General features: G+C 70.4%; 22 protein-coding genes and 1 pseudogene. 16 read left to right on the top strand and 7 right to left on the bottom strand.

Features of this window, described 5'->3' with window-relative positions; all coding sequences use genetic code 11:
- The first annotated feature begins 208 nt into the window (after positions 1-208).
- On the top strand, positions 209-1,465 hold the full coding sequence (locus tag FY549_RS06210) for a hypothetical protein (protein ID WP_149084271.1): 1,257 nt from the start codon (positions 209-211) through the stop codon (positions 1,463-1,465).
- 96 nt (positions 1,466-1,561) lie between these two features.
- Here the strand turns inward: FY549_RS06210 and purQ are convergent, their stop codons facing one another.
- The 3 genes from purQ to FY549_RS06225 all read right to left on the bottom strand — a co-directional run bounded on the left by purQ (position 1,562) and on the right by FY549_RS06225 (position 3,214).
- Entirely contained in the window at positions 1,562-2,269 is a 708-nt protein-coding gene (gene purQ / locus FY549_RS06215; protein ID WP_149084272.1) for a phosphoribosylformylglycinamidine synthase subunit PurQ, read from the bottom strand.
- Positions 2,266-2,514 carry a phosphoribosylformylglycinamidine synthase subunit PurS gene (gene purS / locus FY549_RS06220; RefSeq protein WP_149084273.1) on the bottom strand — a complete coding sequence of 83 codons (249 nt, stop codon included), beginning with the start codon at positions 2,512-2,514 and terminating at the stop codon, positions 2,266-2,268. The genes purQ and purS overlap by 4 nt, the downstream gene beginning before the upstream one ends.
- A 169-nt stretch (positions 2,515-2,683) precedes the next feature.
- Entirely contained in the window at positions 2,684-3,214 is a 531-nt protein-coding gene (locus tag FY549_RS06225; protein ID WP_149084274.1) for an adenine phosphoribosyltransferase, read from the bottom strand.
- A gap of 230 nt (positions 3,215-3,444) precedes the next feature.
- Between FY549_RS06225 and FY549_RS06230 the strand changes: the two genes are divergently transcribed.
- The 5 genes from FY549_RS06230 (at position 3,445) to FY549_RS06250 (ending at position 9,349) form a co-directional block, all read left to right on the top strand.
- The gene (locus FY549_RS06230) at positions 3,445-4,761 is read left to right on the top strand and encodes an ABC transporter substrate-binding protein (protein WP_149084275.1); all 1,317 of its coding nucleotides are present in this window, start codon (positions 3,445-3,447) and stop codon (positions 4,759-4,761) included.
- A 97-nt stretch (positions 4,762-4,858) separates the two neighbouring features.
- Positions 4,859-5,899, top strand: a complete 1,041-nt coding sequence (locus tag FY549_RS06235; RefSeq protein WP_149084276.1) for a carbohydrate ABC transporter permease — start codon at positions 4,859-4,861, stop codon at positions 5,897-5,899.
- Complete coding sequence (locus FY549_RS06240; protein WP_149084277.1) at positions 5,896-6,786, top strand: carbohydrate ABC transporter permease; 891 nt, start codon at positions 5,896-5,898, stop codon at positions 6,784-6,786. The genes FY549_RS06235 and FY549_RS06240 overlap by 4 nt, the downstream gene beginning before the upstream one ends.
- Positions 6,787-6,791: 5 nt before the next feature.
- On the top strand, positions 6,792-8,222 hold the full coding sequence (locus tag FY549_RS06245) for a GH1 family beta-glucosidase (protein ID WP_187614937.1): 1,431 nt from the start codon (positions 6,792-6,794) through the stop codon (positions 8,220-8,222).
- 131 nt (positions 8,223-8,353) lie between these two features.
- Positions 8,354-9,349 (top strand): LacI family DNA-binding transcriptional regulator, encoded by a 996-nt coding sequence (locus FY549_RS06250; protein WP_149084279.1) that lies wholly within the window; start codon positions 8,354-8,356, stop codon positions 9,347-9,349.
- A gap of 79 nt (positions 9,350-9,428) precedes the next feature.
- Here FY549_RS06250 and FY549_RS06255 read toward each other — a convergent pair whose 3' ends face one another.
- Positions 9,429-10,238 (bottom strand): M57 family metalloprotease, encoded by an 810-nt coding sequence (locus FY549_RS06255; RefSeq protein WP_149084280.1) that lies wholly within the window; start codon positions 10,236-10,238, stop codon positions 9,429-9,431.
- A gap of 475 nt (positions 10,239-10,713) precedes the next feature.
- Between FY549_RS06255 and FY549_RS06260 the strand changes: the two genes are divergently transcribed.
- Entirely contained in the window at positions 10,714-11,382 is a 669-nt protein-coding gene (locus tag FY549_RS06260) for a TetR/AcrR family transcriptional regulator (protein ID WP_149084281.1), read from the top strand.
- A 14-nt stretch (positions 11,383-11,396) separates the two neighbouring features.
- Here FY549_RS06260 and FY549_RS06265 read toward each other — a convergent pair whose 3' ends face one another.
- Entirely contained in the window at positions 11,397-12,053 is a 657-nt protein-coding gene (locus tag FY549_RS06265; protein ID WP_149084282.1) for a GntR family transcriptional regulator, read from the bottom strand.
- A 132-nt stretch (positions 12,054-12,185) separates the two neighbouring features.
- Here FY549_RS06265 and FY549_RS06270 point away from each other — a divergent pair, with 132 nt between their 5' ends.
- Genes FY549_RS06270 through FY549_RS06290 form a run of 5 tightly spaced genes read left to right on the top strand, consistent with a single transcriptional unit; the run spans position 12,186 to position 18,299 of the window.
- Positions 12,186-13,463 carry an NRAMP family divalent metal transporter gene (locus FY549_RS06270; protein ID WP_149084283.1) on the top strand — a complete coding sequence of 426 codons (1,278 nt, stop codon included), beginning with the start codon at positions 12,186-12,188 and terminating at the stop codon, positions 13,461-13,463.
- Between the two features lie 4 nt (positions 13,464-13,467).
- Positions 13,468-14,232: a LamB/YcsF family protein gene (locus tag FY549_RS06275; protein WP_149084284.1), complete on the top strand. Its 765-nt coding sequence runs from the start codon at positions 13,468-13,470 to the stop codon at positions 14,230-14,232.
- Position 14,233: 1 nt separating this feature from the next.
- Positions 14,234-15,034 (top strand): putative hydro-lyase, encoded by an 801-nt coding sequence (locus tag FY549_RS06280; protein ID WP_149084285.1) that lies wholly within the window; start codon positions 14,234-14,236, stop codon positions 15,032-15,034.
- Complete coding sequence (locus tag FY549_RS06285; protein WP_149084286.1) at positions 15,034-16,587, top strand: 5-oxoprolinase/urea amidolyase family protein; 1,554 nt, start codon at positions 15,034-15,036, stop codon at positions 16,585-16,587. The genes FY549_RS06280 and FY549_RS06285 overlap by 1 nt, the downstream gene beginning before the upstream one ends.
- On the top strand, positions 16,584-18,299 hold the full coding sequence (locus tag FY549_RS06290; protein ID WP_149084287.1) for an acetyl/propionyl/methylcrotonyl-CoA carboxylase subunit alpha: 1,716 nt from the start codon (positions 16,584-16,586) through the stop codon (positions 18,297-18,299). The genes FY549_RS06285 and FY549_RS06290 overlap by 4 nt, the downstream gene beginning before the upstream one ends.
- A gap of 472 nt (positions 18,300-18,771) precedes the next feature.
- Here the strand turns inward: FY549_RS06290 and FY549_RS06295 are convergent.
- Positions 18,772-20,121, bottom strand: a pseudogene (locus FY549_RS06295) (uracil-xanthine permease family protein); the annotation flags it as partial.
- Positions 20,122-20,218: 97 nt separating this feature from the next.
- Positions 20,219-21,094 carry a phosphoribosylaminoimidazolesuccinocarboxamide synthase gene (locus FY549_RS06300; protein WP_149084288.1) on the bottom strand — a complete coding sequence of 292 codons (876 nt, stop codon included), beginning with the start codon at positions 21,092-21,094 and terminating at the stop codon, positions 20,219-20,221.
- Positions 21,095-21,268: 174 nt separating this feature from the next.
- Here FY549_RS06300 and FY549_RS06305 point away from each other — a divergent pair, with 174 nt between their 5' ends.
- The 4 genes from FY549_RS06305 (at position 21,269) to FY549_RS06320 (ending at position 25,782) form a co-directional block, all read left to right on the top strand.
- Positions 21,269-21,895: a PadR family transcriptional regulator gene (locus FY549_RS06305; protein ID WP_149084289.1), complete on the top strand. Its 627-nt coding sequence runs from the start codon at positions 21,269-21,271 to the stop codon at positions 21,893-21,895.
- Positions 21,892-23,424 carry an MFS transporter gene (locus tag FY549_RS06310; RefSeq protein ID WP_149084290.1) on the top strand — a complete coding sequence of 511 codons (1,533 nt, stop codon included), beginning with the start codon at positions 21,892-21,894 and terminating at the stop codon, positions 23,422-23,424. The genes FY549_RS06305 and FY549_RS06310 overlap by 4 nt, the downstream gene beginning before the upstream one ends.
- 148 nt (positions 23,425-23,572) lie before the next feature.
- The gene (locus FY549_RS06315) at positions 23,573-25,057 is read left to right on the top strand and encodes an amino acid ABC transporter substrate-binding protein/permease (RefSeq protein ID WP_149084291.1); all 1,485 of its coding nucleotides are present in this window, start codon (positions 23,573-23,575) and stop codon (positions 25,055-25,057) included.
- Positions 25,054-25,782 (top strand): amino acid ABC transporter ATP-binding protein, encoded by a 729-nt coding sequence (locus FY549_RS06320; protein WP_149084292.1) that lies wholly within the window; start codon positions 25,054-25,056, stop codon positions 25,780-25,782. The genes FY549_RS06315 and FY549_RS06320 overlap by 4 nt, the downstream gene beginning before the upstream one ends.
- Positions 25,783-25,794: the final 12 nt, after the last annotated feature.

The following is a 25,794-nucleotide window of genomic DNA, read 5'->3' on the forward strand; positions in this document are numbered from 1 at the left end:
CTTTCCGGGAGGTCGGGGACGGGAGGACCATCGTGCGCGCCGCCTCCCGGGTGCGGCAAACGCCTTGCACCCATCCCGGGGCTTTGGTACACGCGCATGTGGCCGAAAGACACTTCCGGTAGTGCCTCCTGTCATGACAGGGTTGCGAGCATCCCCCCGTGTCGCTCGCGGCATGTCCCCCTGGGGGAAGTGCCGTCGAGAGGTCGTGATGTCCGCTTCTCCCCGCCGATCCGCGCCCTGGGCGGTCGTCGCCGCGCTCGTCGTCGGTGCCGTCCTGGCCGGCGCGGCGCCCGCCGTCTCCGACGCGTTCGGGGCGCGGCAGCAGCCCGCAGCGGACCCCGTGAACGACCCCGCCGCCTCGGTCGCGCTCGCGTACGAGTTCCTCGACGCCCGGGTCGACGAGTTCTGCGATGGAGACGGGCTGTGCCTGCCCCGCAGTTACGAGGGCGGCTTCTTCACCACGCCCGCCTGGGATTTCACACCGTCGTTCGTCTACGACGACGCGCTCGTCGTGATCGCCTACACCGCCCGCGGTCTCCCGGAGGACCTCCGTCGCGCCAGGGCGGTCGCCGACACGCTGCTCTTCGTGCAGGAGAACGACCCGATCGGCGACGGCCGCGTCCGTACCTCGTATGAGCCCCACGGCATCCGCCAGGGGCGCATGGAGATCACCGGGCCCGGGACCTTCACCGGCAATCAGGCCTGGGTCGGAATGGCCCTCGCGCGGCTCTTCCACGCCACGGGCGAGACGACCTACCTCGATGGTGCGGTGCGCATCGCGGAATGGATCCAGGACAACACCGCCGACATGACCCGCGCGCCGTACGGGTACACGGGCGGGCAGACCGACGCCGGAGTGCCGCTGGAGTGGAAGTCCACGGAGCACAACAGCGACATCGCCGGATTCTTCACCCAGCTCGCCCAGCTCACGGGCGACGGGGTCTGGGCGGAGCGGGCTGCCGTCGCTGCGGGTTTCGTCGCGGCGATGCAGAGCGCCGACGGACACGTGGACACCGGGACGCTGCTCGACGGCAGCACGATCAACACCCGTCCGATCCCGCTCGACGCGCAGACGTGGAGCCTCCTCGGTACCGGGGACACCCGGTACGGAGCGGCCATCGACTGGGCGCTCGCGCACCTCATGGCCCAGGACGGCCCGTATCGCGGTCCCGGCATCAGTGATGTGGACGTGTCCAAGGTCTGGTTCGAGGGCAGCGGACACCTCGCGCTCGCACTACAGGAGCGCGCGGCCGCCGGTGACCAGGCTCACGCGGACGAACTGTTGGCCGACATCCGGCTGGTGCAGCGCGACGCGGTGAACGGCGACGGCAAGGGCATCGTCGCGACGTCGACCGACGGGCTCGACTCCGGCTTCGGAGACCTCTACTACGCGAGCCTGCACACCGGCACGACGGCCTGGTACCTGCTCGCTGCGGTCGGCGACAACCCGTTCCGTCTCCCCTGACCTTGTCCGTCGACCCGGCCTCTTGCGATCGCCCCGGCCCCTTTCACGCGTCCGAACCGGGGTTGCACGCACACAGAGGGGTGGGTCGAGGAGGTGTCAGGCGGCGACGCGGGCGACCGCGGCGATGGCGCTGGTGAAGAAGTCGAGGCCGTCCACGCCGCTGCGCATCGCGACGGCGGTGTCCGGGCCGAAGCCGGGCTCGGTGGCGTGTTCGGGGTGCGGCATGAGCCCCACGACGTTGCCCGCCTCGTTCGTCAGCCCCGCGATGTCGCGCAAGGATCCGTTCGGGTTGACGCCGGCGTAGCGGAACGCCACGAGACCCTCGCCCTCGATACGGTCGAGTGTCTGCTCGTCGGCGATGTAGCCGCCGTCCGCGTTCTTCAGCGGGATGACGATCTCCTGGCCGGTGCGGAAGGCATTGGTCCAGGCGGTGTCGGCGTTCTCGACCGTGAGCTTCTGGTCACGGCGGACGAAGTGCTGGTGGTTGTTGCGGATCAGGCCGCCGGGAAGCAGATGTGCCTCGACGAGCATCTGGAAGCCGTTGCAGATGCCGAGCACCGGCATGCCCTTCGCGGCGGCGTCCTTGACCTCGGCCATGATCGGCGAGAGCGCCGCGATGGCACCGGCGCGCAGGTAGTCGCCGTAGCTGAACCCTCCGGGGAGGACGAGCGCGTCGACACCCTCGAGGTCGTGCGAGCCGTGCCACAGGGCGACCGGCTCCGCTCCGGCGATGCGGACGGCGCGCTGGGCGTCGACGTCGTCGAGCGAGCCGGGGAAGGTGACGACGCCGATGCGGACGGTCACTCCGCCACCTCGACGCCCACGACGTCTTCGATCACGGAGTTCGACAGCACCTCGTCGGCGAGGCGACGGGCCTCGGCGAGCACCTCGTCGGTGACCTCGCCCTCGACGGTGAGCTCGAAGCGCTTGCCGATGCGGACGTCGGTGAAGCCGTCGACGCCCAGGCGGGCGAAGGCGCCGGAGACGGCCTTCCCCTGCGGGTCGAGCAGTTCGGGCTTCGGCATGACGTCGACGACGATGGTGGGCATGACGGCTCCAAGAGTCGCGGGCGGACGGGCGCCCTCAGTCTACCGGCTCCCCGATGCTCCACCGAGACCCCGGCTTCCCGCCCAGACCCCGCCCTGCGCCCGCCGCAACGCCGGGGCGTCGGCGGGAAGCCGGGGTCTCGGGATCAGGTGGAGGGAGGAGGTAAAGGGGTCAGGAGTGGAAGACGGTGTGGAGGTCGCCGATCGCTTCGCGGCCGCCGAGGCCGTCGATCTCGAAGAGCACCGAGATGCCGGCGACGTGGCTGCCGAGTCGCTCCACGAGCTGGCGGCCGGCGGCGAGGGTGCCCCCGGTCGCTAGCACGTCGTCGATGAGGAGGACGCGGGAGCCGACGGGCAGGTCGTCATGCATCTCGATCGTGGCGGTGCCGTACTCGAGGGCGTAGTCGACCGAGGCCGCCGGACGGGGAAGCTTGCCGGCCTTGCGGATCGGGATGAGTCCGACCCCTGCGGCGATGGCGGCCGCTCCCGCGAGGATGAACCCGCGCGCCTCGATGCCGGCCACCACGTCGAACTGCCCCGCGAAGGGCTCGATGATCGCCTCGGTCGTCACGCGAAGGGCCTCGGCGTCGGCCAGGAGCGGCGTGATGTCGCGGAAGATGATGCCGGGCTCCGGGTAGTCCGGGATGCTGCGGATCAGGGCTTCGGCGCGGGTGAGGGCGGGGGAGAGGGTGGCTTCGGGCACCGGACAAGGGTACGCCGCGTTCACAACTCAGGAGAATTCGCACGGATCGGGCGGGAAGCGGCCGATAGGGGAGCTGGGGCGTCGGTACTCCTGAGTTGCGAACCGGCGGCGGCGGTGACGGCTCTCTCTTGACATCGTGGGAGCGCTCCCATAGAGTTCCCGACAACCCGTGGGAGCGCTCCCACGATCCCCGAAGCACCACCACGCACGAACCCACAAAGGAGTGAACCGTGAACTCACGTGCCCGCACCCGGATCCTGGCGACAGCCGCCGTGGCATCCGTCTCCGCTCTCGCCCTGGCCGGCTGCTCCGGCAACACCGGCGGCGACGGCGACACCGGCGCCAGCAGCGACGAGAAGGTCACACTGACCGTGACCACCTTCGGCACCTTCGGCTACGACGACCTCTACGAGGAGTACGAGAAGGCGCACCCGAATGTGACGATCGAGGCGACCAACATCGATACCGGCGGCAACGCCCGCACGGACGCCTTCACCAAGATCGCCGCCGGCTCCGGTCTCAGCGACATCGTCGCGATCGAGGAGGGCTGGCTCGGCGCGATCATGGACGTCTCCGACACCTTCGTCGATCTGCGGGACTACGGAATCGAGGACCGCAAGGACGACTGGGTCGACTGGAAGTACGGCCAGGCCACCGATGCCGAGGGTCGCGTCATCGGCTACGGCACCGACATCGGCCCGAGCGGGATCTGCTACAACGGCGCGGCGTTCGAGGCGGCAGGCCTCCCCAGCGACCGCGAGTCGGTCGCCGAACTGCTGAATGGCGACTGGGAGAACTACTTCCAGGTCGGGGCCGACTACACCGAGAAGACCGGCAAGGCCTGGTACGACCACTCCGGCTTCGTGTGGAACGCCATGGTCAACCAGCTCGACGAGGGCTACTACACGGCCGACGGCGACCTCAACGTGGAAGGCAACGACGAGCTGAAGGAGCGCTTCGAGCTCCTCGGCGCGGCGACGGAGGGCGGCCAGTCCGCGGCGCAGACGGCCTGGGACTGGAACGGCGGCAAGTCGTTCGTCGACGGCACCTTCGCCACCTTCGTCTGCCCCGGCTGGATGCTCGGCGTCGTGCAGGGCCAGGTCGAGGCCGGCGGCGGTGACGCGTCGACCGGCTGGGACTTCGCGGACGTGTTCCCCGGAGGCGCGGCCAACTGGGGCGGCGCGTTCCTGTCCATCCCGGAGTCCTCGAAGCACAAGGAGGCGGCGGCCGAGCTCGCCGACTGGCTGACGCAGCCTGAGCAGCAGGTGAAGCAGTCGGCGGCGGCGGGCAACTTCCCGTCGACCATCGAGGCGCAGGAATCCCTCGCCGAGGAGGCCACGCCCAACGCGTTCTTCAACGATGCGCCGACCGGCGCCATTCTCGCCGAGCGCGCCAAGGGCGTCGTCGCACAGTTCAAGGGCGCCGATGACTCGGTGATCCAGGAGAACGTCTTCGGCCCGGCGCTGAGCGCGCTCGACCGCGGTGAGACCGACACGCAGGGCGCCTGGGACCAGGCGATCGGCCTCCTGAACGACCTCGTCGGCTGATCATCTCGCTTCGACAGGCTCAGCGACCCAGCGAGGATGCTCAGCGACCCCGCAGATGGGTGGCTGAGCCTGTCGAAGCCCGGCTAAGGACTTGCCCATGACCCTCACCGCCCCGCCCGCGGAGCAGCAGGCCGCCGCCCTCGCGGCGACCGACGCCCCGCCGCGACGCTCCTGGCGCACCCGCGTCTCCCGGTTCGATCACCGCGCCTCCCCCTACTTCTACATCTCCCCGTTCTTCCTCCTCTTCGGACTCGTCGGCCTCTTCCCGCTGCTGTACACCGTGTGGGTCGCGGTGCACGAGTGGGATCTCCTGAAGGGCGAGGGGCCGTTCGTCGGCTTCGGCAACTTCGCGGCCATCCTCGGCGACGGGATGTTCTGGAACTCCATCCGGAACACATTGAGCATCTTCCTGCTCTCCGCCATCCCGCAGCTCGCCGTCGCGCTGGTGATCGCGTACCTGCTCGACCGCGGACTGCGGACCCCGACGTTCTGGCGGATGAGCGTCCTGATCCCGTTCGTCGTGACGCCGGTGGCGGTGGCGATCATCTTCTCCAGCATCTTCAACGAGGCGGACGGACTGGCCAACAACCTCCTCAACCTCGTCGGGATCGCCGATCAGCAGTGGAAGCACGACACGGTCCTGTCGCACATCGCGATCGCCGTCATGGTGAACTTCCGCTGGACCGGGTACAACGCGCTGATCCTCCTCGCCGCGATGCAGGCCGTGCCGCGCGACCTTTACGAATCCGCCGCGCTGGATGGCGCCGGGGCCGTTCGGCGGTTCTTCGCGATCACGATCCCCACCATCCGCCCGACGCTGATCTTCGTGGTCATCACGGCGACCATCGGCGGCCTGCAGATCTTCGCCGAGCCGCGGCTGTTCGACGTCTCGACCGCGGGCGGCATCGGCGGAAGCGACCGGCAGTTCCAGACGACCGTGCTGTTCCTCTGGGAGCTGGCCTTCTTCCGCCGGAACCTCGGGGAGGCCTCGGCGGTCGCGATCCTGCTCTTCCTGCTCATCGTGGCGATCGGCCTCATCAACTTCCTGATCTCCCGGCGCATCGCCACCGGAGACGCACCGAAGAACCGTGCGGCCCGACGCCGCACCCGCCCGACCGGGAAGGAGGAGGCGCGATGACCGCCACCCAAGCCCTCAGCGTGCCCGAGCGGATCCGCCGCCGGCGCGGCACCGCGAGCGGAAGCGCCGGCCTCGGCAGCCGCCCCGGCTTCCTCACCTACGGGCTCCTCGCGGCATTCGTGATCGGCGGCGCCTATCCGCTGTGGTGGTCGTTCGTCGTCGCCAGCGGCACGAACGCCACCCGCGGCGAGACCCTGCCCCTCATCCCTGGCGGCAACTTCCTCGCGAACGCAGTGAAGGTGTTCGATGCGATCCCGTTCTGGCTCGCCCTCGGCAACTCGTTCCTCATCTCGGCGATCATCACGATCTCCGTCGTGACGTTCTCCACGCTCGCCGGCTACGCGTTCGCGAAGCTGCGCTTCCGGGGGCGGGACGGCCTGATGGTCTTCGTGATCGCGACCATGGCCATCCCCACGCAGCTCGGCATCATCCCGCTGTTCATGCTCATGCGCGAGCTCGGCTGGACCGGTACGATCGGCGCGGTGATCGTGCCCACCCTCGTCACGGCGTTCGGGGTCTTCTTCATGCGGCAGTATCTCGTGGACGTGATCCCGGACGAGCTCATCGAGGCCGCCAGGGTCGACGGCGCGAACCAGTTCCGTACCTTCCTCACGGTCGGGGTGCCCGCGGCGCGGCCGGCCATGGCGATCCTCGGACTCTTCACGTTCATGACCGCCTGGACCGACTACCTCTGGCCCTTGATCGTGCTCTCCCCCCAGAACCCGACACTGCAGACGGCGCTCAGCCAGCTGCAGTCCGGTTACTACATCGACTACTCGATCGTGCTCACCGGTGCGGTGCTCGCGACCCTTCCGCTCCTCGTGCTCTTCGTGATCGCGGGGCGGCAGCTGGTCAGTGGCATCATGGCGGGCGCGGTGAAAGGATGACCCCTATGACGCGTGCCTTCCCCTCGGACTTCCTCTTCGGCGCGGCGACCGCGGCCTACCAGATCGAGGGCGCCGCCTTCGAGGACGGACGGACCGCCTCCATCTGGGACGCCTTCTGCCGGGTGCCGGGGGCCGTGGTCGGCGGCGACGACGGGGATGTGGCGTGCGACCACTACCACCGGTATCCGCAGGACGTGGCGCTGATGAAGGAGCTCGGCCTCCAGACGTACCGCTTCTCCACCTCGTGGTCGCGCGTGCGCCCGGACGGTGGCGCGGTCAACCAGGCGGGGGTCGACTTCTACAGCCGCCTCGTCGACGAGCTCCTCGCGGCCGACATCCTGCCCTGGCTCACGCTGTACCACTGGGACATGCCGCAGGCCCTGCAGGAGGTCGGCGGCTGGACGAACCGCGACTCCGTCGAGCGCTTCCTGGAGTACGCGGGCACCATGCACGACGCCCTCGGCGACCGCGTGAACGTGTGGACGACCCTGAACGAGCCGTGGTGCTCGTCCTTCCTCTCCTACACCGGGGGCGAGCACGCCCCGGGGCACACGAGCGTCGCCGAGGGGCTGTTGGCCTCCCACCACCTCCTCCTCGCGCACGGCACGACGGTGCGTGAACTCCGCGGCCGCGATGCCTCGCTCAACCTCGGCATCACGCTGAACCACACGGTGGCCGACCCCGCCGACCCGCAGAACCCCGCGGATGTCGACGCGGCCCGACGGCTGGACGGCCAGTTCAACCGGTGGTTCCTCGACCCCATCTACCGCGGCGCCTACCCCGCAGACACCGTGGAGGACATCCGCGCGGTGGACCCCGAGGCCGTGGCGCGGTTCGAGGCGGCGGTGCACGAGGGTGACCTCGACACGATCGCCCAGCGCATCGACACACAGGGTGTGAACTACTACCACGGCGACCTCGTGTCCGGCACGGGGCCCGACGACGCGGCGGTGTCCAGCGGCCCGGAGACGGCGCACGTGACGCGGAGCCCGTATCCCTCGCACGAGGGCATCCACGCGGTCGAGCGCGGACTGCCGCGGACCGCCCAGGGCTGGGAGGTCCAGCCCGAGGGACTGACGCGACTGCTGCAGCGGCTCTGGACCGAGTACGCCGAGCCCGCGGGTGTGGTCCTCTCGGTGACGGAGAACGGCGCGGCCTACGACGACACCGTCGTGGTGGAGGACGGGGAGACGCGGGTGTCCGACGCCGACCGCACCGCGTTCCTGCGCGCGCACCTCGACGCCGTGCTGGACGCCAGGGACAGCGGCGTGGACGTCCGCGGCTACTTCTACTGGTCCCTGTTCGACAACTTCGAGTGGGCCTGGGGGTATGACAAGCGCTTCGGCATCGTCCGCGTGGACTACGACACGCAGGTGCGCACGGTCAAGGACTCGGGCCGCGAGTACGCCCGCATCATCGCCGACCGCGCCCTCTGACCCGATCGCGTCGCCCGAGCGGCTCCCTCCGCGGCCGGGACAGAGCTGATCGGGCGATTCGAAGTGGCACAGTGTGCACGGGCACGGGTCCGGGTGGATGAGAATGGGGCGATGGAAGAGAGCATGCGGTGATGTCGCCCCGGGCGACCATCGAGGAGGTGGCGGCGGCCGCGGGGGTGTCCCGATCGACCGTGTCGCGCGTCGTGAACGGGTCGACGGCGGTCAGTCCCGAGGCGCTCGCCGCCGTGCGCGCCGCGATCGACGAGCTCAACTACGTCCCCAACCGCGCCGCGCGTTCGCTCGCTTCCCGCCAGACCCACGCGATCGCCCTCATCGTCCCCGAGGACACGACCCGCTTCTTCGGCGACCCGTTCTTCGCGGCGATCGTGGCCGGCATCACCGGCGCCCTCCGCAGCTCCGACTACCTGCTGAACCTGCTGATCGCGAGCGACGACCCCGGCGACAAGATGACGAGCTTCGTACGCAACGGCGGTGTCGACGGCGCACTCATCGTGTCGCACCACACGAGTGACGCGTTCGTCGACCGGATCGCGGACGCCGTACCCGTCGTCTACGGTGGCCGCCCCGTCCGACGGAGCGAGGGCGACTACGTGGTCGACGTCGACAACGTCGCGGGGGCGCGGGAGGCCACGCAGCACCTCGTGGCCATCGGTCGCACCCGCATCGCCACGATCTCCGGCCCTCTCACGATGCTGTCCTCGGCGGACCGCGTCCAGGGGTTCCGCGCCGCGCTCTCCCAGGCCGGCTTGACGCCCTTCGCGGAGGAGGAGGGAGACTACAGCGAGGCGAGCGGGGCCGATGCGGCACGGCGCCTGCTCGCGGAGGGGCGACCGGATGCGATCTTCGTCGCCAGCGACCTCATGGCCCGTGGGGCGCTCACCGCGCTGCGGGCCGCCGGCGTCCGCGTGCCCGAGGACATCGCCCTCGTCGGTTTCGACGACTCCTCGGTGGCCCTGACCACCGACCCGCAGCTGACGACGATGCGCCAGCCGATGTACGCCCAGGGTGAGGCCATGACGCAGGTGCTCCTGTCCCGGCTCGCCGGGGAGGAGCCGCCGCGGACGACCATCCTGCCGACGGAACTCGTCGTCCGCGGCTCCGCCTGAGCCGCGATCCCGGCACGGGTGAGGCCCGGTCGCGGGGCGACCGGGCCTCGGAGGTGACGGAGCTGGTGCGACGGCGGGGTCAGTTCCCGTAGAGCGAGACGACGCCGGTGCGGTCGGCGGCCGTCATCGACAGGTCGTCCGAGCTGCCGTTGCACTGCGGGTAGTGCATGATCGAGGACGAGTCGTACGGGGTGAGCGGGCGCCAGTTGTTGTCCTCGAAGCAGGTGCCCGCCTCCGGACGGGTGTGCTCGTGACGGAAGCCGAGGACGTGGCCGAGCTCATGGCCGAGCACGTTCGTCGGCGTCCACGCTCCGGCGCTCCAGATCGAGTCGTCGATGAGGACGTTCTGCTGACGAGCCGGCGTGCTGGGGAAGAATGCGCGGGCGATGTACTGTGTCGTCGCCACGGGTTCGACCGAGAAGACGACGGCATTGTTGCGCGTGGTGCAGTTCGCGTCGGCGCTGCTCACGTAACGGAAGTCGATCTTCGAGGACGCCGACTCCCAGAGCGCGGCACCGCCCTCCATCGCCCGGACGACGTCCGCGTGCCGGCTGCCGAACTTCGTGCTCACGCAGTAGGTGAGGTTGGCCACCTGCGAGGCCGACCACTTGTCGTCGATGTTGTTGACCGTGTTGACGATGAGGCCGTCGTTGCGGGTCTCGGGACCCAGGAGGCGGTCGTAGAACTCGCGCAGCTCCTTCTTGTTCGAGATCACCTCGTCGCCGTTGACGACGTAGGCGCCGTCGACATCCCGATAGGTGGACGACGCGAACTCCTGGTAGGAGGGTGCGGAGTCGTCCGGGGATGCGGCCGTGGCGGGGATGACCGCGCTGAGGCTGAGCGCGGCCGCCGCGGTGGCGGCGATCGCGAGTTTTCTGCTGAATCGCATGGAAGATCCTCTTCGATCTGAGCGGTGCCGCGCGCCCGGTGAGCGAGCGGACTCCGGCCGGAACGGTGAGCATCGCTGCCATCGAGGGGCCGAAGCCCGCTCACGCTAACCTCGCGATTTCGACGGGGTCAAGGCGCGACACGGCTCGCCGAGCGCTTTCTGCACTCAGGTCAGGAAGAGGCGGATGGGTCGCCGTCGAAGGTCCCGCCACGGCTCGGCCGGACGTCGGCACGGGCGGTCGACGACCGGGCCTGGTCGTCGGTCCCTCGTCGTAGGCCGGGGGTCGAGGATGACCACGGACGCGTCTCCGCCACCCCCTCCATCGGCGGAAGACGCGTCCGTGGCCCGCTGCGGCAGGCCCCCCACGCCGCGAGTGCTCGCACCCTCCATAGGTTGAACGAGCATTCAGTGATTAATCTATCCCGAGACGGCCCGTGAGGGAATTCCGCCGGAGGACCCGGGAGGTGGACACCGCATGGCGCGATCGGATGCGCAGAACCGTGCGGCACGGGAGCGAGCACGCGAGAACATCCTCCAGGCGGCGATCGAGGTCTTCAGCGAGCGCGGCGTCGCCGGGGCGGGCATCGCCGAGATCACCCGTCGCGCCGGAGTGGCCCAGGGGCTGGTGAACTATCACTTCGGCGGCAAGGACCAGCTCGTCGCCGCGGTGATCGACCGCTGGTTCGAGACGGTCCTGGCCTTCGCGAAGGTCGAGGGCACGCCCGACGAGATGCTGGCCGCGATCATCGACGGGGCGATCGGCGCCACGGCCTTCGCGATGCCGCTGCAGCGTGCGGTGCTCGCCATGCAGCAGCAGCCGCTGACACATCGGCTGTTCGCGGAGTCGGAGCAGCGCTACGCGGAAGGCGCGACGGCCGCCGAGGATGCCGTGCGCGCGGTGTTCCGCGCCCGCGGTGCCGAGGACCCGGCTCTGGAGGAGGTCATGCTCCGGAGCACGCTCGAGGGCGTGTTCGTGAAGTACTGCGTCTTCGGCGACACGTATCCGCTCGAGGACGCGCGGCGCTGGCTGCACCGCCGGTACGGTCTCCCGGAGCCGACCGCCGCGCTGCCCGGCCTGCCGGCCTCGCCCCAGGGCGAACCCCGACCCCGCGCGACGGCGGCGCTGCGGACCGACCCGTCCTGAGCCGCAGGCCCCGCTCAGTCCAGGTGCATGCGCGCGAAGGCCCCGAGCACGACCCGCTCCGACTGGACGAGGTAGCGCTCCAGCTCGGCCGCCCCGGCCTCGGCTCCCCGGGTGAGGAAGGTGTCGAGGACGGCGCGGTTCTTCCGCACGAACGGCTCGTGCAGCGCGCGCGGGTCGTCGATCTTGAGGAAGGCCAGACGCAGCTCCGCCGCGACGTTCCGGTAGGTGCGGGCGAGGCGGGGGCTGTCCGCGAGGTCGACCAGGGCGACGTGGAAGGCCATGTTCGCACTCCCGACCGCGCGCCAGGCGGACGTGTCGTCGGCCGAGACCCCGGCCACGGCGGCCTCGGCGGCGGCGACCGCGTCGGTCATGCGCTGGACGGCGGGATGCTCGGGCTCGGACTGCCGGAGAGCCGTGCACTCGATCACGCGGCGGGCGCGGTAGATGTCGATGACGTCGGCGATCGACGGGGAGGCCACGGAGACACCGCGGTGCGGGACGTGTTCGACGAGGCCCTGTTCCGCGAGCACCCGGAACGCCTCGCGCAGGGTGTTGCGCGACACGTCGAAGCGCTCGGCCAGCGACGACTCCGACAGTCGCGACCCCGGGGCGACGTCGCCGTCGATGATGCGCTGACGGAGCACGTCGGCGAGCGGGCCCTGCTGATTCATGCCTTCATCGTAGGTGGCACATGAAAGCAACCGTGCTGTAGCACGACGGAAACATGATTGTTGAACAATCGAGGTCTGTCCGTTCTACACTGGGGGTCACCCGACACCCACCAACGACGATGGGACCCCCCTATGTCCGAGCAGTCCGCCCCCTCCCTGACCCCCGAGGACGAGGCCCGCGCCGCCCACGCGAAGAAGCGCGCCGGCCGCAGCGCCGTCATCGGCGCGATCTTCCTCATGGCGACGAGCGCCATCGGTCCCGGCTTCATCACCCAGACCGCGACGTTCACCGCCCAGATGGGGGCCGCGTTCGCGTTCGCCATCCTCGTGTCGATCCTCGTCGACATCGCGGTGCAGTTGAACATCTGGCGCATGATCACCTCGTCCGGCAAGCGCGCCGGCGAGCTCGCCAACAGCGCCATCCCGTTCTCCGGCCACGTCATCGCCGTGCTCGTGGTGATCGGCGGTCTCGCGTTCAACATCGGCAACATCGCCGGTGGCGGCCTCGGCCTGAACGCCCTCCTCGGTCTCGACCCGAAGCTCGGCGGTGCGCTGACGGCGGCCCTCGCCATCATCATCTTCCTCGTGAAGAAGGCCGGCAAGGTGATGGACATCGTGCTCATCGTCCTCGGCATCGGGATGATCGTGATGACCCTCGTCGTGGCACTCATCGCCCAGCCGCCCATCGGCGACGCGCTGCGGCAGACCTTCGTACCCGACCAGCTGAACTTCGCCACCATCACCACGATCGTCGGCGGCACCGTCGGCGGTTACATCACCTACTCCGGTGCGCACCGCTACCTCGACTCCGGCCACGTGGGCCCGCAGTACGCGAAGCCCGTCATGCGCGCCGCCGCCAACGGCATCCTCGTCACCGGCATCATGCGCTACGTGCTGTTCCTCGCGATCCTCGGCGTCGTCGCCTCCGGCGTGGCGCTCGACCTCTCCTCGCAGGCCGCCAACCCCGCCGGTCAGGCATTCGGTGCGGTGCTCGGCGACGCCGGTCTGCGGATCTTCGGCGCGATCTTCTGGGCGGCCGCGATCAGTTCGGTCATCGGCGCGGCCTACACCTCGGCCACGTTCCTCTCGACGTTCACCGCCAAGCTCCGCGGGGGCTGGCCGCTGCAGCTCGCCACCGTCGCGTTCATCGTCGTCTCCCTCGGCGTCTACCTCGCGATCGGTACGGCTCCCGCGGCGATCCTCGTGTTCGTCGGTGGCTTCAACGGCCTGATCCTTCCCATCGGCCTGACGGTGTTCATGTACATCGGCTGGTTCCGCCGCGACCTGCTCGGCGACCGGAAGTACCCGCTGTGGCTCCTCATCGCGGGCACGGTGGTGACCGCACTCACCTGGTACATGGGCGCCGTCTCGATCGGCCCCATCTTCGCCTTCCTCGGAATCGGAGCGTGACGACATGGCGACCATCGACCTGAACTCGGACCTCGGCGAGAACGTCCCCGACCGGATCGTCAGCGACGACGCGAGCATGCTCGAGATCGTCACGAGTGCGAACGTGTCCTGCGGGTTCCACGCCGGGAGCCCGGAGGGCATCCGCGAGACTCTGGCCGCGGCCGTCGCGGGCGGCGTCGTGATCGGCGCCCACCCCGGGTACCGCGACTACGAGAACTTCGGGCGCACGAAGGTCGACATCGACTCGGCGACCCTCCAGGCGCACGTGGAGTACCAGCTCGGCGCCCTCCTCGGGCTCGCCGCGGCGGTCGGTGGACGGGTCTCCTACGTCAAGCCGCACGGGGCGCTCTACAACACCATCGCTCGTGACGAACGACAGTCGAAGGATGTCGTGGCGGCCATCAGGGCGATCGATCCCTCGCTCGTGCTGCTCGGCCTCGCCGGCGGCGTGGTGCTCGACGTCGCCGAGCGGGCCGGGCTCGCGGTCGCCGCGGAGGCCTTCGCCGATCGGGCTTACCAGCCGGACGGTCAGCTCGTCTCCCGCACCGAGGACGGGGCCGTGCTGCACGACCCCACCGCGGTGGCGGAGCGGATGGTGCGCCTGGCCGCGGACGGCGTGATCCGGGCGATCGACGGCACCGACGTGGCCGTGTCCGCCCAGTCGATCTGCGTGCACGGGGACAGCCCGGGATCGGTCGCGATGGCCGCGGAGACGAAGCGCCTGCTGCAGGCGGAGGGCATCACCATCGCCCCGTTCGCCGGAGTCTGACATGGCCGTGCTCGCGACCCCCGCCCAGCTCGCCGACGCCCGCGCCGTCCGTGCCGCCCACCGGGCCGGTCACTCCGCGCCCACCAGCGGGGTCGCTCCGGGTCTGACCCAGGCGAACCTCATCGCCGTGCCCGCGGACTGGGCCTTCGAGACCCTTCTGTACGCGCAGCGCAACCCGAAGCCGTGCCCCGTCCTCGAGGTGATCGAGCAGGGGCAGGTGGCGTCGCGGCTCGCGCCCGGCAGCGACATCCGTACCGACATCGGGCGGTATCGCATCTGGCGGGACGGTGAACTCGTCGAGGAGGTGTCCGACGCGACGGCGGCGTGGGACGAGCATCCCGACCTCGTCGCCTTCCTCATCGGCTGCAGCTTCACGTTCGAGACGGGTCTCGTGGAGGCCGGGATCCCGATCCGTCATCAGGAGCTCGGACGCAACGTGCCGATGTACCGCACGGCGGTGGCCTGCACACCGGCCGGGCGGCTGCGCGGCGAGATGGTGGTCTCGATGCGGCCGATCCGCGCGGACCGCGTGGCCGATGCCGTGCAGATCTCCGGTCGTACGCCGGCCGTGCATGGCGCGCCCGTGCACATCGGCGATCCGGCCTCCCTCGGCATCGCCGACGTGATGGCGCCCGATTTCGGCGACGCCCCCGAGATCCGCCCCGGCGAGATCCCGGTGTTCTGGGCCTGCGGCGTGACCCCGCAGGCGGCGATCATGGCGTCGAAGCCGCCCTTCGCCGTCACCCACGCCCCTGGCTACATGTTCGTCACCGACGTGCCGGATGCGGAGTACCGGGTCTGATGCGCATCCTCACGGCCTCCGACAGTGCGCTGCTCGTCGAGGCGGACGACCTCGAGCAGGCCATGCGTCTCAACCTCGCATGGGACGGCGTCCCGGGCGTGGTCGAGCGCATCCCCGGTGCCCGCACGGTGCTCGTCCGTTTCGACCCGCACCAGACATCGGCTGCCGCGCTCGCCGAGGTGCTGGCCGCGACGGAGGTCGATACCGCGGTGCTGCCGGATGCGGGAGAGGTGACCGTCCCCGTGCGGTACGACGGGGAGGATCTGGACGAGACCGCTGCGCTCCTCGGCGTGTCGGCGGACGGGCTCGTGGAGCGCCATCTCGCCGCGGACTGGCGCGTCGCGTTCTCGGGCTTCGCCCCCGGCTTCGGCTACGCGGTCAGCGGCGACCCGCTCTTCGACGTGCCCCGGCGGTCGTCGCCCCGCACCCGCGTTCCCGCCGGGTCGGTCGCGCTCGCCGGCGCGTTCAGCGGTGTGTATCCGCGGGAGAGCCCGGGCGGCTGGCAGCTCATCGGCCGGACCGCCCTGGAGATGTGGGACATCCACCGCGATCCGCCGGCTCTGCTCGCGCCGGGGCGCCGGGTGCGCTTCGTGCGCGCGGAGCGGGAGTCGGTGCCGGCGTCGTCTGCGTCGGTCGCCCGCCCGACGGGCACCACCCGACCGGACACCACTCCGGCAGTGGAGATCGTGCGACCCTCGCTGCAACTCCTCGTGCAGGACGCGGGACGCCCGGGCTTCGCGGCCCTCGGGGTCTCGGCCTCCGGCATCGCCGACCGCGTCGCCATGCACACGGCGAACCGGGCGGTCGGCAACACGCCCGTGGCTGCGGTGCTGGAGAGCGTCGGGGGCGCGGTGCTGCGCTTCCACGGCGCCGGTGTCGCCGCGGTCGCCGGGGCCGTGGGGCCGCTCACCCTCACGGACGCCGACGGCGGAGAGCGGACGCTCCTTCCCGGGGTGCCGTTCGCGACGGTGGACGGCGACGAGCTCACGCTGGGCCACCCCGAGCGCGGTCTCCGGTTCGTGATCGCCGTCCGCGGCGGCTTCGCCCCGGCTGCGGCACTCGACAGTCGCGCGACCGACACGCTCGCCGGGCTGGGTCCCGCGCCCCTGACCGCGGGCGACCTCCTTCCGATCGGGGATGCCGCTGTGGCCGCCGTCGAGCCGGACCCGGTGCCACGCCCCCTTCCCGCAGCCGGAGAGCTGGTCACGTTGGAGATCACGCTCGGGCCGCGCGACGACTGGTTCACCGCCGCGGGGATCGACGCCCTCACCGGACAGGAGTGGACGGTCACACCGCGCTCCGATCGCGTCGGCATCCGGCTGCAGGGAGACGTCCCCCTGGAACGGGCGGTCGGTGGTGAGTTGCCGAGCGAAGGGGCGGTGACCGGCGCCATCCAGGTGCCGCCGGACGGTCAGCCCGTGCTCTTCCTTCCGGATCACCCGCTCACCGGCGGCTACCCCATCATCGGCGCCCTCACCGATCGCAGCCTCGACCTCGCCGCCCAGCTCCCGCCCGGCGTGCGGGTGCGCTTCACCGTCAAGGAGACCCCATGACCACTGTGCTCATCGCCAACCGCGGCGAGATCGCGGTCCGCGTGATCCGCGCGTGCGCGGAGGCCGGCTACACGTCGGTCGCCGTCTACGCCGACCAGGATGCCGATGCCCTGCACGTACGGCTCGCGGACCAGGCGGTGGGCCTCGGCGGCGACACCGCGGCGACGACGTACCTGTCGATCGAGGCACTCATCGACGCGGCACGCCGGAGCGGTGCCGACGCCGTGCACCCCGGCTACGGCTTCCTGTCCGAGAGCGCCGCCTTCGCGCGCGCGGTCGAGGACGCGGGCTTCGTCTGGATCGGCCCCTCGCCGGAGAGCATCGACGCCCTGGGCGACAAGATGACCGCGCGCCGAATCGCGCAGCGCGTCGGGGCGCCGCTCGCCGCGGGCACGGATCAGCCGCTGTCGGGCCCGCAGGAGGCGGTGGCGTTCGCCGAGGAGCACGGCCTGCCGATCGCGATCAAGGCGGCGTTCGGGGGCGGCGGTCGTGGCCTGAAGGTCGTCCGCGAGCTCGCGGAGGTCGCCGACGCCTTCGAGGCGGCCACCCGTGAGGCGACCGCCGCGTTCGGCCGCGGGGAGTGCTTCGTGGAGCGCTTCCTGGAGAGCCCGCGGCACATCGAGGTGCAGGTGCTCGGCGACGGGCGCGGTGGCGTGGTCGTCGTCGGCGATCGCGACTGCTCGATGCAGCGCCGCAACCAGAAGCTCATCGAGGAGGCGCCTGCGCCCGGTCTCACCGACGCGCAGCGGACCGCGATCCACGATGCGGCCCGGGAGATCTGCGGCGACGTGCAGTACCGCGGTGCCGGCACCGTCGAGTTCCTCCTCGCCGCGGACGGCACGATCTCCTTCCTCGAGGTGAACACCCGGCTCCAGGTCGAGCATCCGGTGACGGAGGAGGTCACCGGAACCGACCTGGTCCGCGAGCAGTTCCGCATCGCGTTCGGGGAAGGCCCGTCCTTCACGGAGACCCCGGCACCGGCCGGGCACGCGTTCGAGTTCCGCATCAACGCCGAAGACCCCGGGCGCGGATTCCTGCCCAGCCCCGGACGGGTCGACGCACTGCGCATCCCGGGCGGCCCCGGCGTGCGGTGGGACAGCGGCATCGAGGCCGGTGACACCGTGCAGCCGGCGTTCGACTCGATGATCGCGAAGCTCATCGTGCACGCGGACACCCGGGACGCGGCTCTCGTGCGGGCGCGTCGCGCGCTGCGAGAGCTCGCCGTGGAGGGTCCGGCGACCGTGGTCCCGTTCGACCTCCGAGCCATCGACGACCCTGCGTTCGCGACCGAGACCTTCGCCGTGCACACCCAGTGGATCGAGACCGTGCTGCTCCCGGCGCTGGAGGCGCAGCCCCGCCCCGCGGTCGCCCCGGTCTCGGGGCTGCGGCGGTTCGCGGTGGAGGTCGACGGCCGTCGCGTGATGCTCGGTCTCCCCGCGGAACTGCTCGCCGGGATCGGCCGTTCGGTGGCGGTCGACGGGGAGCCGGTGTCCACGGACGACCCTGCCGAGCTTCGGGTCCCCGCGCCGGGAACCCTTGTCCGGTGGCTCGTCGACGACGGGGCCGAGGTGAACGCGGGAGACCCGGTGGCCGTGCTCGACGCCATGAAGATGGAGACGACGGTCGCCGCCCACCGTGCGGGTACCTTGACTCGGCGCGCGGACGCCGCCGCGACCCTCTCCGCCGACGCCCTTCTCGCCACGATCGCCTGAGCCCGCGCCGGCCCCCATCCCGGCCCCGTCCCGCTCCGCCCCGGTCCCGTCCCCGGTCCCGTCCCCGTCCCGTCCCGTCCCGGTCCCGTCCCCGGGTGCGGGGTGCGAAAACGCTCCCCCGCCCGCCCGTAAGCCCCGTTTCCGATCCGGCACTCCCTATCCCGAAAAGGCCCTCCCCGCGTGCGAGGGCGAAAACGCCCCTCCTGGACCTCGCGGGCGTCCCGTTTTCGATCCCGTACGCCCCGATCGCGCAGCACACCTCGGAGAGTGCGAAAACGCCCCCTCCTCGTGAGAGGAAGGGGCGTTCTTCATCCCGGCCGCGAAGCTCCGGGCTCCTACGCCCCTGCGGAGAGGCGGTCCGAGTGCGAAAACGGGCGTCCGCGGGGTCCAGGAGGGACGAAAGCCGTCCCGCACGCATCGCGAGGGGGAGAGGGACGAGGGACGAGGGGACGGGGGAGGGGAGGGGGCTAGGCGGGGTCGCCGCCGAGGGGCCGACGGGCTCGAGGGGCTTCGGGTCGTCGGCGCCGGTCTTGCGCGCCCGGGCGATGAGGTTGCCGAGGTGGTAGATCAGCAATGCCGCGACCGTCCCGAGCACGATGCCGCCGAAGGCGAAGTCGCCGAGCTGCATCGTGAACCCGGCGATGCCGATCACGAGCGACACCGCGGCGGTGTACTGGTTGACCGGGCGGGAGAAGTCGACGCGGCTGTCGACCCAGATCTTGATGCCGATGATGCCGATGAGACCGTAGAGCGCCGTCGTCGCGCCGCCGAGCACGCCCGCGGGGATCGAGTTGAACACCTCGCCCACCTTCGGCGAGAACGCGAGGAGGATCGCGAACAGACCCGCCACCCAGTACACGGCCGTCGAGTACACGCGGGTCGCGGCCATGACGCCGATGTTCTCGCCGTAGGTCGTGGTGCCCGATCCGCCGAAGCCGCCCGCGATGGTCGTCGCCACGCCGTCCGCGATGAGCGCGCGGCCGGTGTGACGGTTGATCGCCGGGTCCTCGGTCATGGTCGCGACGCCGCGCACGTGGCCGACGTTCTCCGCGATGAGGACGAGCACGACGGGCAAGAACATCGCGATCGTCGACCAGGTGCCCGGCTCGACGAAGTCCGGGAACTGGAAGTGCGGGAGGCCGACCCAGGGCGCGTCCGCGATGAGCTCCGCCGGGGTCTTGTCGCCGCGCAGCGGGTTGGGAACCGCGAAGGATCCGTTGAACGCGGCCCAGACGAAGCCGACGGCGACGCCGAGGAAGATCGAGATGCGGCCGAGGAAGCCCCGGAAGAGCACCGCGAAGAGGATGATCGCGACGAGGGTGATCGTGGCGGTCACGGGATCGAGCGCGAAGTTGCTCCAGGCCGTCGGGGCGAGATTGAAGCCGATGAGGGCGACGATGGCGCCGGCGACGACCGGGGGCATCAGCGCGTCGACCCAGCGGAGCCCGACGAACTGCACGACGAGCCCGACGACGGCGAGGAGCACGCCCACCGCGACCACGCCGGCAAGGGCGGAACCGGTCCCGCCCGCGGCGACCGCCGCGGTGATGGGGGCGATGAACGCGAACGACGAACCGAGGTAGCTCGGCAGCTGGTTCTTCGTGATGAGGAGGAAGAGCAGGGTGCCGATGCCGCTGAAGAGCAGGGTCGTCGAGACCGGGAAGCCCGTGAGCGTCGGCACGAGGAAGGTGGCGCCGAACATCGCGACGACATGCTGCGCGCCGATCGCGATGGTCGCGGGCCAGGACAGGCGTTCCTCGGGGGTGACGACGGTGCCGGGCTCGACGGTGCGGCCGTCTCCGTGCAGCTTCCACAAAGCCATGCGGGCTCCTCAGGGTTCGGGATCGGGGGCGGAGTGCTGGAGCAACACTACCGATTCCTGAGTTTTCCCTGGGCGTCGAGCGGTCGCGGCGAACGTGTCAGGCGCCGAGGCGGTCGATGAGCTCCCGGTACCGCGCGGTCGTGCGGGCGACCACGTCCTCCGGCAGCGCGGGGGGCTCGTCCTGCTTGTCCCAGTTCGCGGCGAGCCAGTCGCGCACGATCTGCTTGTCGAAGCTCGCCATCCGCTCGGTCGGGGTCGTCCCCGTGCGCCAGGCCTCGGCGTCCCAGTAGCGGGAGGAGTCGCTCGTGAGGACCTCGTCGGCGAGGCGGAGCGTGCCGTCGGCGTCGGTCCCGAACTCGAACTTCGTGTCCGCGAGGATGAGGCCCTTCTCCTCGGCGATGGCCGCGGCCCGGCGGTAGATCGCCAGGGACGTGTCGCGGAGCTCGGCCGCCCGCTCCGCGCCGACGAGCTCGACGACGCGGTCGAACGTGATGTTCTCGTCGTGCTCGCCCATCGGCGCCTTGTAAGCGGGGGTGAACAGCGGCTCGGGCAGCCGATCGCCGTTCTGCAGCCCCGCCGGCAGAGCGATGCCGCACACGGTGCCGTGCTCCTGATATTCAGCCCAGCCGGACCCGGTGATGTACCCGCGCACCACGCACTCGATCGGCAGCATCTCGAGCGACTGGGCGAGCATGGCGCGATCGGCCACTTCTTCCGGGAGGTCGCCGTCCGCGAGATGGTTCGGCACGTCGAGCTGAGCGAACCACCAGCGGCTGAGGCGGGTGAGCAGGGCGCCCTTGTCGGTGATACCGGGGGAGAGCACGACGTCGAAGGCGCTCACCCGGTCGGACGCGACCACGAGGATGCGGGTGTCGTCCGGATCCTCCGACGCGTAGAGGTCGCGGACCTTTCCGGAGTAGAGGTGTCGCCACCCGGGGATGACCTGCGCGTTGCCTGCGGACGGTGTGCTCACTCGCCCATTATCCCGGTGATGCGTCTTCTTCCGTGCCGAGACCCCGCGGTGGCGTCGAGACCCCTGGCTGTGGCGTCGCGACGCCGGGGTCTCGCCGGAAACCCGGGGTCTCGGCTGAGGCGGCGCGGGTGTATAGTCCATGTGGACTATTTGGAGATACGGCAGGGGAGGCGCATGGGCAAGGATCCGGTGGCGGCGCTCACGCCGCTCGGCGTCATGGTGCTCGCCCTCCTCCGCGAGAGCGACATGCATCCGTACGAGATGGTGCGCCTGCTCCGTGTGCGCCACGACGACCGGCTCATCACCGTCACCAACGGCACGCTGTACCACACGGTCGCCCGGCTCCAGCGGGCCGGACTGCTCGACGAGGTCGGCACGGACCGCGAGGGCAACCGCCCAGAGCGCACGACCTATACGCTCACCGACGCCGGACGGGAGGCCGTGGTCCTATGGGTCCGCCGCGCGCTCCCACGCATCGACCGTGAGGCCGACGCCCGCGTCGCCCTCGCCGAGGCGCACAACCTCGAGCGCGACGACGCCGTCGCTCTGCTGCAGGAACGCCGGGAGGCCCTCGTCGCCTCGCACACGCTCCACCACGACGGACTCGCCGCCGCCCGCGCCAAGGGTGTCCCGCCGCAGGTCCTCGTCGAGATCGAACGGCAGGAGGCGCTGCTCGACGCGGAGCTCCGCTGGCTCGACTCGCTCCTCACCCGCCTCGCCGGCGACGAGCTCCGCTGGGGCCCGGACGCCTTCGACGACACCGACCGCTACCGCGCTCAGCGAAAGGCTGCACAGCAATGACCGACTCCCGCCAGACCTCGGGACCCGAGACCGGGCCCTTCGCCGCCGGTCACGCGCCGAAGAGTCCGTGGCCCGCGCTGTGGGCCCTCGTCATCGGGTTCTTCATGATCCTCGTCGACACCACGATCGTGTCCGTCGCGAACCCGGCGATCAAGGTCGCCCTCGATCCCGACACGAACAACCTCGACAACGTGGTGTGGGTCACGAGCGCCTACCTGCTCGCCTATGCCGTGCCGCTGCTCATCACCGGGCGGCTCGGCGACCGCTTCGGGCCGAAGAACATCTACCTCATCGGGCTCGCGGTGTTCACGCTCGCCTCGCTGTGGTGCGGACTGTCGACGACGCTCGAGGGGCTGATCGCGGCCCGCGCGGTCCAGGGGCTCGGTGCCGCGTTCATGACCCCGCAGACCATGGCCGTCATCACCCGCACCTTCCCGCCGAACCGCCGCGGTGCGGCGATGGGCCTCTGGGGCGCCACGGCCGGCGTCGCCACGCTCGTCGGCCCCCTCGCGGGCGGCCTGCTCGTCGACGGCTTCGGGTGGGAGTGGATCTTCTTCGTCAACCTCCCCGTCGGCGTCGTCGCCTTCGTGCTCGCCTGGATCCTCGTGCCCACGCTGAAGACGCACCCGCACCGGTTCGACCTCGTCGGCGTCGTCCTCAGCGCGCTCGCGCTGTTCCTCATCGTCTTCGGGCTGCAGGAGGGTGAGAAGTACGACTGGGGCACCATCGCGGGTCCGGTCTCGGTCTGGGGCCTGATCATCGCCGGCGTCGTGGTGCTCGCGCTCTTCATCGTGCAGCAGGCGCGCACCCGCAGCGAACCCCTCGTGCCGCTCGCGCTCTTCCGCGACCGCAACTTCTCCGGCGCGAACGTCGCGATCGCCGCGGTCGGCTTCACCGTCACGAGCATGTCCCTGCCGATGATGTTCTTCCTGCAGACCGCGCGCGGTCTGACCCCGACCGAGGCGGCGATGCTGCTCATCCCGATGGCTGTGCTGTCGGGCGTGCTCGCCCCGGTCGCCGGGAAGATCCTGGACCGCGTCGACCCCCGGATCATCCTCGTCCCCGGCCTGCTCTGCGTCGCCGGCGCCCTCGTCTGGTATTCCACCCTCACCACGATGGACACCCCCATCCTGATGTTCCTGCTGCCGTCCGCGCTGATGGGCATCGGCAACGCGGGCATGTGGGGGCCGCTCGCCACCACGGCAACGCGCAAGCTGCCGCCGCGGCAGGCCGGTGCCGGTGCGGGCATCTACAACACCACTCGCACCATCGGCTCGGTCATCGGCTCCGCGTCGATCGCCGCGTTCATGCAGTCGCGGCTGGAGGCCAACCTCCCCGGCCTGTCCGACGCTCCGGCCGGCTCGGGCGACGGTGCGCTGCCGCCGCAGATCGCCGAAGGCTTCGCGGCAGGCATGTCCCAGACGCTGCTGCTGCCCGCCGGTGTGATCCTCGTCGCGCTGGTCGCCTCGCTGTTCCTCCGCGGCCAGGATCGGAAGGACGAGCCCGTCGCCACGACCCCTCCGGCCTGACCGCGCGAACCCCGACACGCCGGTATCCGCGCGGGTTCCGGCGGGGGTCGGCGCCCCGCCGGGATTCCGGTGCGCGGGAGCCGCAGGGTTAGGGTGGATGGTCGGCGGCCGCCGGGTCGCCCCATCTGATCCCCGAGGAGCTCTCGACGTGAGCCGAAATCCGTCCTCTGCACCGAGCCGTCTGCGCCGCCTCGGCCGCACCGCCGGCGCGTCCGCGCTCGCCGCCTTCGTCGCCGTCGGCGCGTTGCTCGTCGGCGCGACCCCCGCCACAGCCGCCGACGACGGCGAGACCTATGTCATCGGCACCGACACGACCTTCGCGCCGTTCGAGTTCACGAACGAGTCCGGTGACCTGGTCGGCATCGACATGGACCTCCTGCGTGCGATCGCCGAGGACCAGGGCTTCGACGTGGAGATCCGCCAGCTCGGCTTCGACGCCGCCGTGCAGGCGCTGCAGTCGAACCAGGTCGACGCCGTCATGGCCGGGATGTCGATCACCGAGGAGCGCCAGCAGACCTTCGACTTCAGCGACCCGTACTTCACGAGCGGCGTGCAGCTCGGCGTGCTCGAGTCCAGCGACATCGAGTCCCTGGATGACCTCGACGGCAAGACCGTCGCGGTGAAGACCGGCACGCAGGGGCAGACCTTCGCCGAGGAGAACGCCGACGAGTACGGCTTCCGCATCACGCCGTACCAGGACACGACCGACATGGTCGATGCGGTCAAGGCGGGTCAGGCCGTCGGCTACTTCGAGGACTTCCCGGTGCTCGCCTACGGCATCCAGCAGGGGTCCGGCTTCCGGCTGGTCGGCGAGCCCGCGCTCGGCGGCGAGTACGGCTTCGCGGTGAACAAGGGCGAGAACGCCGAGCTTCTGGAGATGTTCAACGCCGGCCTCGCCAACCTGCAGGACTCCGGCGAGTACGACGAGATCGTGGACACCTACCTCGCGTCGGGCGACGACGCGCAGGAGGCGCAGCCCACCGACATCATCTCGGTCGCGGTGAAGTACTGGCCGGCCCTCATGCAGGGGCTCTGGCTCACGATCCTCGCCACGATCGTCGCGGTGGTCGCCGCGTTCATCCTCGGGATCATCTTCGGATTCGGACGCCTGTCGAAGTTCGCGCCGTTCCGCTGGGTCGCGACGGCCTACGTCTACGTCTTCCGCGGGACCCCGATCCTGATCCAGGCGTTCTTCGTGTTCTTCGCCATCCCGCAGCTGATCCCCGACCTCAAGTTCGATCCGTTCGTGGCCGGTGCGATCACCCTGTCGCTGAACACCGGTGCGTACATGACGGAGATCATCCGCGGCGGCATCCAGGCCGTCGACCCCGGTCAGGCGGAGGCCTCCCGCTCGCTCGGCCTGAGCCACTGGAAGACGATGCGCAAGGTCGTGCTGCCGCAGGCGTTCCGGATCATGATCCCGTCGTTCGTGAACCAGGGCATCATCACGCTGAAGGACACCTCGCTCATCAGTGTCATCGGTCTCGCCGAGCTGACGTTCGTCTCGCGCCAGATCATCGCCTCGACGTATCTCTCGGCGCAGGTGCTGACGATCGTCGCCATCATCTACTTCGTCGTGATCACGCTGTTGACGCTGCTCGCGAACCGCCTGGAGAGGAAGGCCAACGCATGAGCAAGATCGAGGTCAGGGACCTGCACAAGTCCTTCGGCGACAACGAGGTACTCAAGGGCATCGACCTCACGGTCGAGGACGGCGAGGTCATCGCGGTCATCGGCCCCTCCGGCTCGGGCAAGTCGACGCTGCTGCGCTGCCTCAACAAGCTCGAGGAGCCCACCTCGGGGCACGTCGTCATCGACGGCGTCGACCTCACCGACAAGAGCGTGAAGCTGGACGAGGTGCGCCAGCGCATCGGCATGGTGTTCCAGCACTTCAACCTGTTCCCGCACATGACCGTGCTGGAGAACATCACGCTCGCCCCGGTGGAGCTCGGCCGCATGACGAAGGCCGAGGCCCGCGACCGTGCCCGGTCGCTGCTCGAGCGTGTCGGTCTCTCGGAGAAGGCGGATGCGAAGCCCGCGTCGCTCTCCGGCGGTCAGAAGCAGCGCGTGGCGATCGCCCGTGCCCTTGCGATGGACCCCGAGATCATGCTGTTCGACGAGGCCACCAGCGCTCTCGATCCCGAGATGGTGGGTGAGGTGCTGCAGGTCATCCGCGATCTCGCCGAGGGCGGCATGACCATGGTGCTCGTGACGCACGAGATGGGCTTCGCCCGCGAGGTGTCCGACCGTACGGTCTTCATGGACGGCGGCGTCGTGGTCGAGGAGGGCGCCCCCGCCGACCTGTTCGGTGCTCCCAAGAACGAGCGCCTCCAGGACTTCCTGTCCAAGGTGCTCTGACCCCGTTCGATT

The sequence above is a fragment of the Microbacterium sp. 1S1 genome (assembly GCF_008271365.1).
In the GTDB taxonomy this organism is placed as follows: Bacteria; Actinomycetota; Actinomycetes; order Actinomycetales; family Microbacteriaceae; genus Microbacterium.

Coding starts and splice junctions, on each gene's coding strand:
- FY549_RS06210 (WP_149084271.1), top strand. CDS start 209: ATGTCCGCTTCTCCCCGCCGATCCGCGCCCTGGGCGGTCGTCGCCGCG.
- purS (WP_149084273.1), bottom strand. CDS start 2,514: ATGCCCACCATCGTCGTCGACGTCATGCCGAAGCCCGAACTGCTCGAC.
- FY549_RS06235 (WP_149084276.1), top strand. CDS start 4,859: ATGACCCTCACCGCCCCGCCCGCGGAGCAGCAGGCCGCCGCCCTCGCG.
- FY549_RS06240 (WP_149084277.1), top strand. CDS start 5,896: ATGACCGCCACCCAAGCCCTCAGCGTGCCCGAGCGGATCCGCCGCCGG.
- FY549_RS06245 (WP_187614937.1), top strand. CDS start 6,792: ATGACGCGTGCCTTCCCCTCGGACTTCCTCTTCGGCGCGGCGACCGCG.
- FY549_RS06250 (WP_149084279.1), top strand. CDS start 8,354: ATGTCGCCCCGGGCGACCATCGAGGAGGTGGCGGCGGCCGCGGGGGTG.
- FY549_RS06255 (WP_149084280.1), bottom strand. CDS start 10,238: ATGCGATTCAGCAGAAAACTCGCGATCGCCGCCACCGCGGCGGCCGCG.
- FY549_RS06260 (WP_149084281.1), top strand. CDS start 10,714: ATGGCGCGATCGGATGCGCAGAACCGTGCGGCACGGGAGCGAGCACGC.
- FY549_RS06265 (WP_149084282.1), bottom strand. CDS start 12,053: ATGAATCAGCAGGGCCCGCTCGCCGACGTGCTCCGTCAGCGCATCATC.
- FY549_RS06270 (WP_149084283.1), top strand. CDS start 12,186: ATGTCCGAGCAGTCCGCCCCCTCCCTGACCCCCGAGGACGAGGCCCGC.
- FY549_RS06275 (WP_149084284.1), top strand. CDS start 13,468: ATGGCGACCATCGACCTGAACTCGGACCTCGGCGAGAACGTCCCCGAC.
- FY549_RS06280 (WP_149084285.1), top strand. CDS start 14,234: ATGGCCGTGCTCGCGACCCCCGCCCAGCTCGCCGACGCCCGCGCCGTC.
- FY549_RS06285 (WP_149084286.1), top strand. CDS start 15,034: ATGCGCATCCTCACGGCCTCCGACAGTGCGCTGCTCGTCGAGGCGGAC.
- FY549_RS06290 (WP_149084287.1), top strand. CDS start 16,584: ATGACCACTGTGCTCATCGCCAACCGCGGCGAGATCGCGGTCCGCGTG.
- FY549_RS06305 (WP_149084289.1), top strand. CDS start 21,269: ATGGGCAAGGATCCGGTGGCGGCGCTCACGCCGCTCGGCGTCATGGTG.
- FY549_RS06310 (WP_149084290.1), top strand. CDS start 21,892: ATGACCGACTCCCGCCAGACCTCGGGACCCGAGACCGGGCCCTTCGCC.
- FY549_RS06320 (WP_149084292.1), top strand. CDS start 25,054: ATGAGCAAGATCGAGGTCAGGGACCTGCACAAGTCCTTCGGCGACAAC.